Source organism: Jeotgalibacillus alimentarius (assembly GCF_000829445.1).
In the GTDB taxonomy this organism is placed as follows: Bacteria; Bacillota; Bacilli; order Bacillales; family Jeotgalibacillaceae; genus Jeotgalibacillus; species Jeotgalibacillus alimentarius.
Map to the genome: position 1 here is coordinate 1 of NZ_JXRQ01000009.1, position 14,145 is coordinate 14,145.

The window sequence follows — 14,145 nt, forward strand, 5'->3', positions numbered from 1 at the left end:
GTACTAAAATTTACGTTCATTATAAAAAAATGTCCGTGGGAAGGTTGCACCTTCCCGCGGACATTTTCAATTATTCACTGGTTTTGTCCCAGCCTCTTTTTTCATTGGATTGACCGCGATAGAATGAAGGTTAAAGCTGATGGAATTCTTTCAATTGGTGATAGAATGATGTAGATAGGTACCGCATTTATCTGAAGCCGGCAGGGCGTAGTGCGAATTCGGATAAAAGGTGTCACAATCATCACCCGACCCGATAGATAAAACTCAAAAGGTGATGGAATTAACCCGCAGCTAAATGATCTCAGCCGCAACACCAAAACGTCATGCTACTTCACTTTATAATCAGCTGATAAAAATGGACATCCTGCCATTCTCCAAACTTATGGCCAACCTCTTTAAAATTCCCGACAAACTCAAATCCGAAGCGTTCATGCAGTCTGACACTCACTTCATTCCCACCTGTGATGCCACTGATAATTGTATGAAATCCACGTTTCTTTGCATCCTCAATTAATACATTCATCATTTTCTTGCCCAATCCATTTCCCTGAAAACGCGGTGATAAATAGATAGAAAGCTCTACCGTATCCCTATAGGCTTCCTTGTCGCGAAATGGACTCAGGCTGCCATAGCCTGCAACCTCACCATCAATCTCAGCTGTAAAAAGCGGATAGCGGTCCTGATAGCGGCTGAACCAGTCTGTCCGCTGTTCGAGCGTATGGGGATTCAAGTCAAATGTCGCTACGGTCTCACGTACCGCCTGGTTGTAGATATCATTCATAGCCGGAATATCGGCTTCATTGGCTTTTCTGATGATAGTCATAATACCCTCCAGATAAACACTTTTTTCTCTATCTTAAAACACTTTGTTCAAATTGAACAGACAGGCAGAAAAAACTGAAACATATAAGGAAATGGTTCTGTATGAACAGTGAGGAGGAATGTATGTGGAAAACCCTATTCAACCGAAAATCGGCGCAACATTTATTGCAGTAAAAGATGTCGAAGCTGCCAGAGACTGGTATTGCGGTCTGTTAAGTATTGACCCGACTAATGAAATCATTAATGGCCATTTATATGTGCTGAGGCTGCGTGATGGTCATAATCTTGTACTGGATCAGAAAATCTATAAGAAATCGAAAAAACATCGTGCACCATTATTTCATTTTAATACGACAGACATTCAAAAAAGTTATGAATATGTGAAGGATTTCGAGGCTGATCACATCAGTGAAATTGAATTTGAGGAGTTTTTTACGTTTGAAGATCCTGATGGAAATGTCTTAATGGTATGTGAGTGTGATAATGGATAATCCGTTATAATTTTAGGCTTTGTTAAAGCTTAATGTTGTTTTAGCACTGCTGTTGATTGGAGCGGAAGGGGGACGACTCCAGCAGGAGAAGCGTGACAGGTGAGACCCCGCAGGCGAAGCCGAGGAGGCTCACCGCACGCCCTGCGGAAAGCGTTCCCCCTGAAGCGGAAATCAACAGCCAACTTTAACAGAGCTTAATTTTAAATAAAACACATCCCGGGAACTAAATATAAGCAAGTGTGCATTTTCTGTCGAAATTAGGGGAAAGGAATAGGTATCAGTAAAAAAAGACAGGGGATGACACATGTTTATTCATTTAGATCAATTATCGTTTATCACTGCATATTATAATACACCGATGAAGCAGGTCAGTCATATGGCATACGATTCGAGACAGGCCGGCGATCATTGTGTATTTTTTTGCCTGAAGGGAGAAAACTCAGACGGGCACAATCATATGCATGAAGCGATTGAAAATGGTGCGATGATGATCATTGGTACTGATCAGAAACTGATTGAAAAGGTTTCAGTACAGTATCCTGACCGCGCATTTGGTGTAGTAGAGGATGGCCGTGAAGCTTTTGCCCAATTTGCTATTCACTTTTATGAGCAGGCTGAGCGGAATATTAAAACGATTGGTGTTACAGGAACAAACGGCAAAACAACTGTCGCTGCATTCGTCAAGTCGCTGTTAACGCAATGCGGTTTGAAGACTGGTTCAATCGGCACAAACGGTATCTTCGCATCCCAGGAAGAGATTATCTATAAAAAAAGCACGCCAACAACTCCGGAGGCTTCAGATCTGCATGCCATCTTCCATGATCTGTCGAACAGGCAGGATGATGCAGTCGTAATGGAAGTCTCATCTATCGCCATCGACCAGAAAAGAGTGCATGGCATACAATTTGATACAGCCATTCATACTAACATTTCGACTGAACACCTCGAATATCATAAAACATTTGCCAACTATAAAGAAGCAAAAATGATGCTGTTTGATCAGGCGGATACAGCTGTTGTCAATATCGATGATGAAATGGGCAGAGAACTCTCAGCCCGCTTTGAGGGGGATCTGATTACCTATAGCCTCGACCGGCATTCGGGAGCGGATCTGATTGCTGATAATTGCCATGTATCTGAGAGCGGAACGATGTTTGAATTGCTCGTCCATGGTCAGTCTTATCTGGTGAATTCTTCTGTGTACGGGAATTACAATGTGCACAACCTGCTCAGCGCCATAGGTACTGCACTTCATCACGGTTTTGACATCGACCTGATCATTCCTTTACTAAAAAACATTGAGAATCCAAAAGGCCGCTTTCAGGTTGTTGAAGAATATGGCGGCCGCAAGATTATTATCGATTACGCCCATACGCCTGTTGCATTAAAGAGTCTACTGGCTGAAGCCAAAAAGCTGCCTCATCAGAAAATGATTGCGATGATTGCCGGAATCGGTATCCGTGATTTTAATAAAATGCCGCGTATGGCTGAAACTGCAGAGGGGCAGGCAGATGAAATCGTAGTCACTGTCGATCACCCGGGCCACCATGATCCAGGTAAAGTTGTTGATCAGGTAATGACTGGATTTAAAAACCCTTATGATCCTTCAATTACGACTTCTTTAACAAGAAAAGAAGGGGTATTAAAAGCCTTGGCCCAGTCTAATGAAGGGGACTTGATTCTGCTGACGAGCGGATGTATTAACGGTGCACAGATTATTAAAGGAGAATATATTCCTCATTCAGACGAAGAAATTATTAAAGACTATTTTACGAGGCTGAAAAAAACACAAGTAAAAGGAATCAAACAGTGTAAGTGACATCATCATGTGAATCGGAAAGTATTGTGAACATTCACTCATTTTTTCCTTCCTGGCGAAAGTATGCCATAATAATAAAAAAGACAAAACAGGAGGATAAGAATGTGGCACTGATTTTATTCGATCTTGATGGAACCATTATTGATTCCACTGACTACTTACTTCAGGCTTTACACTTGGCAGTAGAAGACATGCCTCATATTCAGGAGCCGTCAAAAGAAACGCTTCAGTCAGCTTACGGGTTAACAGGAAATGCGTTCTGGGCAAAGGTTGTTCCGGATGCTACTCCTCAGGAAATTACGATTATCAGAAGACGGAGAAGTGAATTCCTTGATCAGCTGGTAAAAGGGAAGGATATTTTATTCCCTGGTGTCAAAGAAACACTTCAGCAATTAAAAGATAACGGTCACACACTGACAACTGCATCAAACTGCGGCACTCATTATCTTGATATGATATTGGATTCACAGGATATCAGACATTATTTCTCAGAACCGATCTGTCTTGGTACAATCCATGGTGAGAAAAAGGGAGATATCTTAACGGCGCACTTTGATAAGTTCGGAAAATCTGAAGCGTTTATGGTGGGTGATCGTTATTCTGATATAGAAGCTGCTAAAGAACATGACATCCCGGTCATTTTCTGTACATATGGGTTTGGCTCAGAAGAAGAAGCATCTCAGGCAGATTATCGCATTAGCAGGATTGAAGAAGTTTGTTCGATTGTGAGTTGAAAAAAGCGATCATTCCAGTTTGTGGAATGATCGCTTTTTATATAGATGAATAGAGGATCGTTGGTTATTTCTATCAGCTTTGGTGTTTTATCTATGACTTATTGGATTAATTGCGTTATCTTTCTGGTTAATCAAACTTATTTCAGTATCGGCCGGATATATCTATGATTTTTTTACTTTTATCTATAACCTTTCATGTGATTTCTATCACCTTTTTACTTATTCAAGCGTCCGGCCATATCTCGCTCTAATTTCGCTTTTCCTTCAATAAACAACCGGTCCTTCATCCGGACGCTCTCCACGCTTCAACTCGCGGATCGACAAGCCAAACCGCATCTCGAAATGGGGATAATCTTTAAATCCTCTGAAATCCCCGCCCCAGGTAAACCCGAGGTCTTTCGCAATTTCCACAACTTCCATCCAGTCAGATTCACCATTACCGTTTCCATCATACTCCAGATCCCAAATGACATCATCGTCCGTCTGGAGGACAAAGTCTATCGCAAGACCATAGTTATGATAAGATTCTCCACCTTCAGCATAAGACACGATATTCCCCTCTCGTGTACGTCCCTGTGCATAGATTTCATCCTGCTCTTCAAATGATCTGAAGCCATCAGTAATGACAATATTGATACCTTCCTCAGAAGCCCTTTGTACGAGATCATCCTGTTTTTCTTCTACAATTGGATGAAGCCCGGTCGGCACAGGGCGGTTGCGTAATTCTTCACGATGCTGAAGCTCTTTCCAGATCAGCCAGCCTGCACCGGTTAATAAAACTGCGATAAAAATAACTTTTTTCACTTCAGTTCCTCAATCTTCTGACAGGTAGGGCAGAAATAAAGTCTCCTCGAAGCGGCTGTGATTTTCTCGATCGGTGTACCATCAATTCTGCAGGACTGGCCCGCACGGTTGAACACCCAGTGTCTGTATTGCGGCCGCTTTTTACCTTCAGCCTTCAATTTGTTTGCGAGGTCAAGATCATTTGTAATGCCGCCAGTTTCATAGGACTGAACTGTTAAATGAATGATTGCTTCTGCCGCTGCTTTAATTTGCTCCGCGCTGCAGTCTTTGGGTCTGAGAGAGGGGTGAATACCTGCTTTGAATAAGATCTCACTCCTCAGATAATTTCCATTCCCCGCTACAAAGCCCTGATCAAGCAGAAGTGCTGTCCATCTTCTGCCACTGAACTTCTTACAGTAGATCCGTTCGATCAGATCTTTCACTGTTACCTGATCATTTAATACATCAGGACCAGCCCTTTGGATAAAAGGATGCAGGTGAACTTCTTCATCGCGCATGACCTCAATATCTGATGAACTGTATAGCAGTGCAGACTTTTTTTCATTATGAACGGCGAATCGGAGCTGTCGATTGGTTTTTGGATAATTGTAAGCATTCCTGACGATCCATTTACCGTAAAGCTGATTGTGCGTATAGACTGTGAATCCATTTGAAAAACGCATTAACATTGCTTTGCCGACTGTATCAATTTTCAACACCTTTGCACCTGTGAAAAAGTCTTCGTAATCCTTCAGGTGGTCAAATGCAAAGTGAACTTCCATGACTTGCCGGTCTTTCAAAGCTTTTTCAACCTGGTCAGCTGCACGTCTGATTTCAGGACCTTCAGGCATAGGGCATCTTCCTTTTTAACATGATGTGGATCTATTAATTCTCGAGCTGCAGTTCATCTCCGTATCTGACAATACGGTAGGCGGCATAGCCGTCACTGAACTTACCGTTGCCAAAGTTAACCGGCAGCAGTGAAAATGCAGCAAAGTACAGTGAGAAATATGAATACTGATAGAAGAAAATATCAGGATCAATCAGGTTTTGCATGATAGACATATTGATTATTAATATTGAGCCGAAATTAAATATGACGCCGCCGAGATGAACGAGTGTATTGGTTAAACGATTATTATATTTCAGTGAAGTGTATTTACAAAATGAATCCAGAAAATAAATACTGTGAATACTGATCCCGCCGAATTCAAAAAGCTTTTTGCCTCTGCCCAGTGCAAATGTGCAAGTTCCGCCAAAAATTCTTGCGAAGAACGCATGTCCAAGCTGGTGAACAAGTGATACGGTCGGAAATACCAGAAGAAAAGACCATAAGAAAGTCCATATATCTTTAAGTTGAAACATATTAGCACCTCTAACATTATTTTTCATGTATTGTCTAGTCATGTTTCCCGGTCAAACGTACAGTAAACCTGAACAGTAAATAAATCGGTTGGACATATCTGGATAAGTAGCGTACGATTGAAAAAATTAAATGTTGAGGGAAGTTTAAGGATGGACATTCAAACAGTTATTTCTACCATTATTGTCATGGGTCTGATGATTGCGACAGGCTCAATTTTTGCACTCAGAGTAAATGTCACTGCTGAGGTGAAATCAGTACTTATATTAATCATATTAAATATTGCAGTGCCGGCTGTCATTTTAAATGGTGTTTTCAGTGTGGATTTAACAGGAGATGCGCTGGCAGAAGCGGGACTGATTTTTGCCATTTCGATTGTGTATCATATTGGTGCACTCATATTTGTTAAAATCCTGACAGTACTATTGAAAATACGCTCAATGTTCGGTAAGAAGATGGTGATCCTTGGCGCCCTTGGCAATACCGGCTTCCTGGGCATCCCGCTTGCTGCTACGATTTTTGGTCCGGCAGGAGGATTTCTTGCAGCAATTTTTGATGCCGGGCTCAGTCTGGTTGTTTATACGGTTGTGATTTACATGCTGCAGTCGGAAGGGAAATTCCATATCAGTCAGCTCAAGGCTGTCATTAATATGCCTGTCATTTCAATTGTCATTGGGATGATCGTTGCGCTTAGCGGTTTTAAACCGCCCGGCATGATGATTCAGTTCGTTGAGATGCTTGCAGCACTTGCAGCACCAATGGCGATGTTGTATGTCGGCATGCTGCTTCCTCCGCTTTTAAAAAGAGGGAAAAAAGTACTTTTCCCAATGCTCTGGTTCCCGGTTACAGTCAGACTTCTGGTGATTCCACTTGCAGTGATGGGGGTCTTATCACTCTTTTCATTTACAGGCTGGACAGCACAATTGATCGTCATTCAGGCAGCTATGCCATCAGCTATGATTACAGCCGTCTTATTTTCCAAGTTTACCAGTGAAGAAGAAACTGCGATTGTGACGATTTTTGCTTCTACACTGCTGAGTCTTGCCACAATTCCGTTCATTGCATGGCTGTTAATTTGATTTTTGCGTTTTCCTGCATGAAAATAAGGAAAGATAATAAAGATGAGAGGAGCGATTTTGATGACAAAATATAGAGGTTTTATTGGTACATATACTAAAAAGTCCAGCAAGGGTGTATATGAGATTGAACTTGATACTGAAAAAGAAAACTTAACTGTAAAAGGGGTAGCGGCAGAAAGTAAGAGTCCTACCTATGTCAATATGGATGCAGAACAGGAGTACCTGTATACAGTTGCACCTGGTGGCATAGCATCATATAGAATTGGGGATTCTTTATCCGCTATTGCTCATGTTAATGAAAGGGATGGATCGCCTTGTCACGTAAGCGTCAGTCCGGACGGTGAGTTTGCGGCATCAGCTACTTATCTTGACGGCACGATTGCGTTATTCAAGCGTGATAAAGAAACTGGTAAAGTGACTGAGCAGCTTTCATTGATTCAGCATGAAGGTGGAGGGCCCCATGAGCGCCAGGATGCGGCCCACGCTCATTTCAGCGGTTTTACACCGGATGGTAAATACCTTGTGACAGTCGACCTTGGAACGGATGAAATCATTTCATATACCTATCAGAGCGGAGAGTTAAAGCAGGCGGGTGTGTTTAATGCGGAGCCGGGTGCCGGTCCAAGGCACTTAACGTTCCACCCTGACAAACCGCTGGCATATGTCATGACAGAGCTGAGTAATGAAGTGCTTGTACTTGCTTATGACAGCAGTACCGGAGCCTTCAGACAGCTTCAGGCAATTCCGGCGATTCCCGGCGACTTTACAGAGAACAGTCAGGGAAGTGCCATTCATATGTCATCAGACGGCCGATTTGTCTACGCCGGCAATAGAGGGCATAACTCAATTGCTGTCTATTCAGCTGAAGACAATGGAGAGCTGACTCACATTGAATACGCAGAGACAGAAGGGAACTGGCCGAGAGACTTTGTACTGGATCCGTCTGAAGCTTATATTGTAGCGGCTAATCAGGAAAGTGACTCACTTGTCCTGCTGAAGCGAGACAAAGAATCCGGCAGACTCACTAAAACAGGAGTGAAAGTAGAAGTGCCGGAACCTGTATGTGTGAAGTTTTTATCGAAATCATGATTAACATAAAACCGCGGGCAGTGTTTTGACTGTCTGCGGTTTTTTTAAGGAGGCACACCGGGGACGGAGCTTAGTGTGCTATTTTTAGAATCATTCTCATTTTGGCACAGCAAGCTCCGTCCCTCCTGTGCCCCCAAAATGAAACAAATCCATCAAAATTAAAGATATATCAAAAATAATTCTTTCTATAATATATGAACATTTTTCGACAAACGTATAATAAATCAAAAATAGATTGAAAAGTTCAAAAAAAAATATATATAATTAAATCCTATCAGAGCAAGGAAAATCGACAATATTGATTTATGTGGATAAAGTTACTAATTGACAAAACCAGTGGTCTATCCTTTATACTGAAAAAGTCCTCTGTACTTTTCATTTTATTGGTAATGAATTGGGCCGGGTGGAAAATTATACATATAGAATATGAGAGAGAGGGTCTGCAAAAGAATGAGGATTACGATTGACCTTAAAGTAGTGCACGTTAAACCCCGGGTTAAGTCACATTTATCGAATGTGATTCATTTCACTGACTCTGCTGAAAATCGCTTCATCTGGACAACAGCTGTTGATAAAGGGCTGGTTGAAGGGGAAAAAGTGAAAACGCAAATCAGTGTAAATGAAGAACTCTACGATGAAGAAGGAAAATACGTGAGAATCAGTCACGTAGCCATTTTAGAAAAGATTGATAACCTCAGCGCAACGACTTACACAAAGAAGCCATTCAGCATCATGGACCGTCCTGTGAAAAGGGAAGAGAAAAAGCAGGTACCTGATAAGGAGTTGCTGAACAATATTGAGAAAACGCTGGAGCTGCTAAGAAAAAAATAACAGCTATTTTTTTGCTGTTGCATTTAGTAACTCGAAAGAAAGGGCGCTGCTGCGCTCTTTTTTGCGTTGAATGAAATTATTTACTGATCAGCAATAACACTTCAATCCCTGCGCTAAAATTGGTAGAATGGAAGAGGTATTTAAAATCATCCGTATAAAGGAGTTATATCATGACGAAAGCATTGGTTTTTGGACACAAAAGTCCTGATACAGATACAATTATATCGGCAATTGCCTATTCACATTTAAAGAACGAAATCGGTATGGAAACAGAAGCTGTACGGCTTGGGGAAATTAATGATGAAACGGCTTATGCACTCAAGCAGTTTAATGCCGAATCGCCTCGACTGATCGAAAAAGCAGCTGGTGAAACAGACCGCGTTATTCTTGTTGATCATAATGAGCGCCAGCAGAGTGTGGATGACCTTGATGAAGTGAAAGTTATTGAAGTCATTGATCATCACAGAATCGCGAACTTTGAAACAAGTGACCCGGTATACTTCCGCGCAGAACCGGTTGGCTGTACGGCAACGATTCTGTTAAAGCTTTATAAAGAGCACGGCGTAGAGATCCCTCAGAATATCGCAGGCTTAATGCTGTCTGCTATTGTTTCAGATTCTCTGCTATTCAAATCGCCGACCTGCACGGAAGAAGACGTTAAAGCGGCAAAAGAACTTGAGACGATTGCCGGTGTGAACGCAGAAGAATATGGACTTGAAATGTTAAAAGCAGGTGCAGACCTGAGCGGGAAAACAGCAGAAGAGTTAATTTCACTTGATGCCAAAGTTTTTGAAATGGGCGGACACCAGGTGAAGATTGCTCAGATCAATGCAGTAGATCCACAGGACGTTCTGAATCTGCAGGATGAGATTGAAGTGGCGGCTGAAGCGGCAATTGTAGAAGAGAAACTATCTTTATTCGCAGTCGTTGTAACAGATATTTTAAACAGCAACTCTACAATGATCGTGAAAGGTACACACGTATCTCTGGCTGAAAAAGCATTTAAGGTACCGTTTACGAATCAGACTGCCCTCCTTGAAGGCGTTGTTTCCCGTAAAAAGCAGATCGTGCCAGTCTTAACAGAAACATTCAACGAAGAAGCATAATGACAGCAAAAAGCAGAACTTCATAAAGGGGTTCTGCTTTTGCTGATTATAAGCTATTACTTCAGTTTTATTATTAGAACGAATCCGCGAACTTTTTCAAGATGCTTTTGATGACCCTGTTTTATATAAGCATATTCAAGGGAATGAAAAACCATGGAGGTGCTTTTGATGAGAATTCCTGAATCACTGGCAAAACAGGGGAAAGAAAGAATAAAAGATTATCCGGTTGAGGGCTTCGTCTATGGTGAGGGACCTGAAAATCCTGTCATCATGCTTGTGGGAGAAGCGCCCGGGGAAACTGAAATACATAATGGCATCCCATTCAGCGGGAGAGCCGGTAAGGAACTGATGCAGTCCCTTGAATTTCTTGGTCTGACACGGGATGACGTCTATATCACAAGTGCTGTTAGAAGCCGTCCTTATAAATGGGGGGAGAAAAAAGACCGCAGCACAGGTGAAATGATTAAACGGAAATACAACCGCGCGCCTACTGCCGGTGAGATTAAAGCGCATGCGGCAATCCTTGATTATGAAGTGAAAAATGTGAGAGCCCCGTTGATTGTGACGCTTGGCAATATCGGACTGCAACGTCTTGCGGGTAAAGATAAAAAAGTCACGCAGGTCCACGGGCAATTGTTAAAACAGCCGGTTCAATACCTTGAAAGTCCGGATGCCGGCACATTCAGCTGGACTGAAGAAACGTACGAAATCTTTCCGACTTTTCATCCGGCAGCTATTTTTTATAACAGAAGCCTGGAAGAGAAATTGACAGAGGACCTGAAGACGTTAAAGAACCTGATTGAGCAACGGGGATTGAAACATGAAAACAAGTAATCACAGAAAGTAGCGCGCCCGTGTTGTAACAGACATAGGAGCTGATTGTCAGAAAGATCATCAATACCTAAAGCCCCGATTAGATGAATGTAGTTAATAGGTTTCAATCAGTGTGAATTATGGTATATTAGTAGAAACGAATAAGTCCCTAAAAAGGGGAGTAGCGACCTTAACGGGTTGATGAATCGTCATTACGGCAGGCTGACTGCTCGGTTCATTGAGCTCTGCATCAGCAGAGTACGCAAGACCTTTTTATGAGTGTTCAATTTGGTGAGCGCTCATAAAAGGGTCTTTTTTCGATAACAGGATTTGAGGAGGAATCGGATTGGTATTTGTATGGTTTTTATTAGCTGCAATTGTAACGGTCTATGCAGCCATTAAGTTATCGACTTATGCAGATGTGATCAGCACAAAGACAGCAATGGGCGGCATGCTTGTCGGTACATTGCTTTTGGCTGGGGCCACATCTTTACCGGAAGTGACAACGAGCTTATCAGCTGTTGTGATTGATAACCCGGATATTGCTATTGGAAATATGCTTGGTTCAAACCTGTTTAATTTGTTTATTATTGCCGGGTTTGACCTGTTTTTCAGAAAGAAGAGGCTCTTTTTAGATGCAAGTAACAGTCATTTGCATACTGCAGGGCTTGGACTTCTGCTGACAGTGTTAACATTGGTGGCACTTTACCTGAGAATTGATACGACCTTCCTTGGTATAGGCCTTGATGCATTCATTATTGCAGCTGCTTATATCATTGGGATGCTCATTATCAGTAAGCTTCCAGAGAATTCAGGAGGCGTTGAGCAGGCAATCGCGCCAGAAGAAGATAAGGAAGTGGCTGCGAGCTTTTCGATGAGTGTGAAGCATGCGGTCGTTGGCTTTATTATTGCAGCAATTGTGATTATGGGAGCAGGTACTGTGCTTTCAATTATGGGTGATGAGATCGCTGTAGTTACAGGGCTTGGTTCAAGCTTTGTCGGCAGTTTTCTGATTGCTGCAACAACTTCTCTGCCTGAAGCAGTGGCAGTGTTTGTGGCGCTCAGACTGAAGAACGTGAACCTTGCACTCGGATCGATTCTTGGAAGTAACATCTTTAACATGCTGATCATTGCAGGTTCAGATGTTTTCTACCGTGGAGGATCTATTCTTTCAGCTGTATCTGATTCTCATATTTTCACCGCAATCGGTGTAACAATTTTATCTATCATCGTAATGTTCTCAGTTGTTAAAAAGAAAGCAAGTTCAACATTTACGTATATTCTTCCTTCACTGTTGATTGTGATCGGATATTTTGTAGTATCGTACCTCATTTTTACAGGATCATAAAAAATGCCCGCCGGACAATGAGCCGGCGGGCATTTTCTATAGGTATTCTTCATATCTCTTTTCAAGATAGTTCTGGAAAACTGTCATTAGTGAACAGATTCCCCAGTAGATCAGTGCGACTACGATGTACATGGTCATAAAGTCAAATTCCCGTCCGCCAACAATACGTGCACGCTGGAAGATTTCAGGTACGGTGATGATCGCAGCAAGGGACGTTGCTTTAATGATATCAAGATATACATTCGCGAGTGGCGGCGTTGCTGTTCTAATAGACTGTGGAAGAATAATGCCATACATCGTCTGCCAGTAGGTAAGGCCAAGCGCTTTAGAAGATTCCCATTGTCCTTTATCCACTGCAGAAAGAGATGATCTGATAATCTCCGCTATATAAGCTGCACTATTCACACTGAATGCAATCAAAGCTGCATAGATAGCTGGTATTTGCACACCAATTACAGGCATTCCGAAATATAAGAGAAATAATATAACGAGAATAGGCACCCCGCGCATAAAAGAAATATACGTACGGGCAGGCCATCGTAAAACACTGAATTTAGATGTTCTCGCAAGTGCGATGAAAAAGCCAAGAACAAGACCGGCCGCCATACTGACAATAGAGATCAGCAGGGTATAGCCGATCCCTGACATGACATAGGGAAGTGATTCCCACGCAAGCTCAGGGTCAAATAATAAATCCCAGCGGATTCCGTCCATAGCGGCCGCTCCTTTCTGTTAAACCTTATTGTTCAAAATCGATATCAGGCTTTTGCGTAACGTCCTGACCTGCAAAGAATTCACCTGAAATCTCAGCAATTGTGCCGTCTTCAAGCATCTCTTCAAGTGTTGTATTCACCTGCTCAATGAGTTCTTCATTATCCTTGTTCATCACAAGACCAACCTCTGACGGGCTGTACTGAAGGTCAGGGTGAATCACAATGCCAAGGTCCGGAAATGCTTCAAGTGCTAATGTCTGCAGGTAGTAATCGTTTAAGATCACGTCTGTATTACCCACAGATACATCACGAAGATATTGCTCGTTCGTTGCATTATCATAGATCACTTCTTCAGCGCCATATTCGCGCGCAAGGTCCATATAGACAGAAGTGGCTGCACCGGCAGCGCGCTTGCCTTCAAGGTCTTCAAACGTTTCAATTCCTGAAAGGTCATCTTCACGTACGATTGCAGTACCATACGAATATTTAATTGGTGTAGAGAAGGCGAAATCTTCTTCTCTTTCTTCAGTGATTTCAATATCATTTGACGCAAGATCAACCTGACCTGTATTAACAGCTGTCAGCATGCCATCAAAACCGATTTCTTCCCATTCGACTTCAAGGTCCAGGCGGTTAGCCAGTTCTTTTACAACTTCAACCTCAAAACCTGTCAGTTCATCTGTTTCTGACTCGTGAAATGATGTCGGGTAAAGTGTTCCTGACGTAGCTACCTTCAGCACGCCTTCTTCCTGTATATCATCCCAGGCCGTTGTTTCCTCTGAAGATGAATCATCAGAGCCGCAGCCGGCAAGAACTGCAGCAGCTAAAAGTCCTGCACAAACCGCACGAATATTAAACTTCTTTATATTCACGTTAAAAATCCTCCTTAAAATTAATCCTTTAAAAACATAGCATTTTAACAAATATGACACAAGGGTTAAATCTGCAGGAAATATTTTGGATAACGCTTACATACGGGGGGGATATGTAAAGCTGGTGTAACGGAAGTGAAATATGTTTTTTGAAAGAAAGGTGATTGGTTGGCTGATGAAATTAAAAAGAGGCTGGGACAAAACCAGTGAATAATTGAAAATGTCCGCGGGAAGGTGCAACCTTCCCACGGACATTTTTTTATAATGAACGTAAATTTTAGT

At 42.2% G+C, this 14,145-nt stretch carries 15 protein-coding genes; 9 read left to right on the top strand and 6 right to left on the bottom strand.

Annotation, left to right across the window (positions count from 1 at the left end):
* Window positions 1-331: 331 nt before the first annotated feature.
* Window positions 332-823, bottom strand: coding sequence for a GNAT family N-acetyltransferase (locus KP77_RS02850; protein ID WP_041121236.1), 492 nt, complete (start codon window positions 821-823; stop codon window positions 332-334).
* A 124-nt stretch (window positions 824-947) separates the two neighbouring features.
* Here KP77_RS02850 and KP77_RS02855 point away from each other — a divergent pair, with 124 nt between their 5' ends.
* From KP77_RS02855 to KP77_RS02865, 3 genes are all read left to right on the top strand, one after another.
* Window positions 948-1,313, top strand: a complete 366-nt coding sequence (locus KP77_RS02855; RefSeq protein WP_235420653.1) for a VOC family protein — start codon at window positions 948-950, stop codon at window positions 1,311-1,313.
* A 304-nt stretch (window positions 1,314-1,617) separates the two neighbouring features.
* Window positions 1,618-3,132 carry a UDP-N-acetylmuramoyl-L-alanyl-D-glutamate--2,6-diaminopimelate ligase gene (locus KP77_RS02860; RefSeq protein WP_041121238.1) on the top strand — a complete coding sequence of 505 codons (1,515 nt, stop codon included), beginning with the start codon at window positions 1,618-1,620 and terminating at the stop codon, window positions 3,130-3,132.
* Between the two features lie 104 nt (window positions 3,133-3,236).
* Window positions 3,237-3,866, top strand: coding sequence for an HAD family hydrolase (locus tag KP77_RS02865; RefSeq protein ID WP_041121239.1), 630 nt, complete (start codon window positions 3,237-3,239; stop codon window positions 3,864-3,866).
* Window positions 3,867-4,130: 264 nt separating this feature from the next.
* Here the strand turns inward: KP77_RS02865 and KP77_RS02870 are convergent, their stop codons facing one another.
* The 3 genes from KP77_RS02870 to KP77_RS02880 are packed head-to-tail and all read right to left on the bottom strand — an operon-like array spanning window position 4,131 to window position 6,014.
* Window positions 4,131-4,622 (bottom strand): M15 family metallopeptidase, encoded by a 492-nt coding sequence (locus KP77_RS02870; RefSeq protein ID WP_235420654.1) that lies wholly within the window; start codon window positions 4,620-4,622, stop codon window positions 4,131-4,133.
* A gap of 44 nt (window positions 4,623-4,666) precedes the next feature.
* Window positions 4,667-5,500, bottom strand: coding sequence for an endonuclease VIII (gene nei / locus KP77_RS02875; RefSeq protein WP_041121241.1), 834 nt, complete (start codon window positions 5,498-5,500; stop codon window positions 4,667-4,669).
* 34 nt (window positions 5,501-5,534) lie between these two features.
* Complete coding sequence (locus KP77_RS02880) at window positions 5,535-6,014, bottom strand: membrane protein (RefSeq protein WP_041121242.1); 480 nt, start codon at window positions 6,012-6,014, stop codon at window positions 5,535-5,537.
* 150 nt (window positions 6,015-6,164) lie between these two features.
* Here KP77_RS02880 and KP77_RS02885 point away from each other — a divergent pair, with 150 nt between their 5' ends.
* From KP77_RS02885 to KP77_RS02910, 6 genes are all read left to right on the top strand, one after another.
* Window positions 6,165-7,091 (top strand): AEC family transporter, encoded by a 927-nt coding sequence (locus tag KP77_RS02885; RefSeq protein WP_041121243.1) that lies wholly within the window; start codon window positions 6,165-6,167, stop codon window positions 7,089-7,091.
* A 60-nt stretch (window positions 7,092-7,151) separates the two neighbouring features.
* Complete coding sequence (locus KP77_RS02890; protein ID WP_041121244.1) at window positions 7,152-8,180, top strand: lactonase family protein; 1,029 nt, start codon at window positions 7,152-7,154, stop codon at window positions 8,178-8,180.
* A gap of 450 nt (window positions 8,181-8,630) precedes the next feature.
* Window positions 8,631-9,011 (top strand): hypothetical protein, encoded by a 381-nt coding sequence (locus tag KP77_RS02895; RefSeq protein ID WP_041121245.1) that lies wholly within the window; start codon window positions 8,631-8,633, stop codon window positions 9,009-9,011.
* A 170-nt stretch (window positions 9,012-9,181) separates the two neighbouring features.
* Window positions 9,182-10,117 (top strand): manganese-dependent inorganic pyrophosphatase, encoded by a 936-nt coding sequence (locus KP77_RS02900; protein ID WP_041121246.1) that lies wholly within the window; start codon window positions 9,182-9,184, stop codon window positions 10,115-10,117.
* 168 nt (window positions 10,118-10,285) lie between these two features.
* Window positions 10,286-10,951, top strand: coding sequence for a uracil-DNA glycosylase (locus KP77_RS02905; protein WP_041121247.1), 666 nt, complete (start codon window positions 10,286-10,288; stop codon window positions 10,949-10,951).
* 325 nt (window positions 10,952-11,276) lie between these two features.
* Window positions 11,277-12,278 (top strand): sodium:calcium antiporter, encoded by a 1,002-nt coding sequence (locus KP77_RS02910; protein WP_041121248.1) that lies wholly within the window; start codon window positions 11,277-11,279, stop codon window positions 12,276-12,278.
* 36 nt (window positions 12,279-12,314) lie between these two features.
* On the opposite strand, the gene KP77_RS02915 is transcribed toward KP77_RS02910, so the two are convergent.
* On the bottom strand, window positions 12,315-12,992 hold the full coding sequence (locus tag KP77_RS02915; RefSeq protein ID WP_041121249.1) for an amino acid ABC transporter permease: 678 nt from the start codon (window positions 12,990-12,992) through the stop codon (window positions 12,315-12,317).
* A 25-nt stretch (window positions 12,993-13,017) separates the two neighbouring features.
* Complete coding sequence (locus tag KP77_RS02920) at window positions 13,018-13,857, bottom strand: transporter substrate-binding domain-containing protein (protein WP_041121250.1); 840 nt, start codon at window positions 13,855-13,857, stop codon at window positions 13,018-13,020.
* Window positions 13,858-14,145: the final 288 nt, after the last annotated feature.

Bases quoted from the DNA above. Each gene is read 5' to 3' on its own strand.
- KP77_RS02850 (WP_041121236.1), bottom strand. From the start codon at position 823: ATGACTATCATCAGAAAAGCCAATGAAGCCGATATTCCGGCTATGAAT.
- KP77_RS02860 (WP_041121238.1), top strand. From the start codon at position 1,618: ATGTTTATTCATTTAGATCAATTATCGTTTATCACTGCATATTATAAT.
- nei (WP_041121241.1), bottom strand. From the start codon at position 5,500: ATGCCTGAAGGTCCTGAAATCAGACGTGCAGCTGACCAGGTTGAAAAA.
- KP77_RS02880 (WP_041121242.1), bottom strand. From the start codon at position 6,014: ATGTTTCAACTTAAAGATATATGGACTTTCTTATGGTCTTTTCTTCTG.
- KP77_RS02885 (WP_041121243.1), top strand. From the start codon at position 6,165: ATGGACATTCAAACAGTTATTTCTACCATTATTGTCATGGGTCTGATG.
- KP77_RS02890 (WP_041121244.1), top strand. From the start codon at position 7,152: ATGACAAAATATAGAGGTTTTATTGGTACATATACTAAAAAGTCCAGC.
- KP77_RS02895 (WP_041121245.1), top strand. From the start codon at position 8,631: ATGAGGATTACGATTGACCTTAAAGTAGTGCACGTTAAACCCCGGGTT.
- KP77_RS02900 (WP_041121246.1), top strand. From the start codon at position 9,182: ATGACGAAAGCATTGGTTTTTGGACACAAAAGTCCTGATACAGATACA.
- KP77_RS02905 (WP_041121247.1), top strand. From the start codon at position 10,286: ATGAGAATTCCTGAATCACTGGCAAAACAGGGGAAAGAAAGAATAAAA.
- KP77_RS02915 (WP_041121249.1), bottom strand. From the start codon at position 12,992: ATGGACGGAATCCGCTGGGATTTATTATTTGACCCTGAGCTTGCGTGG.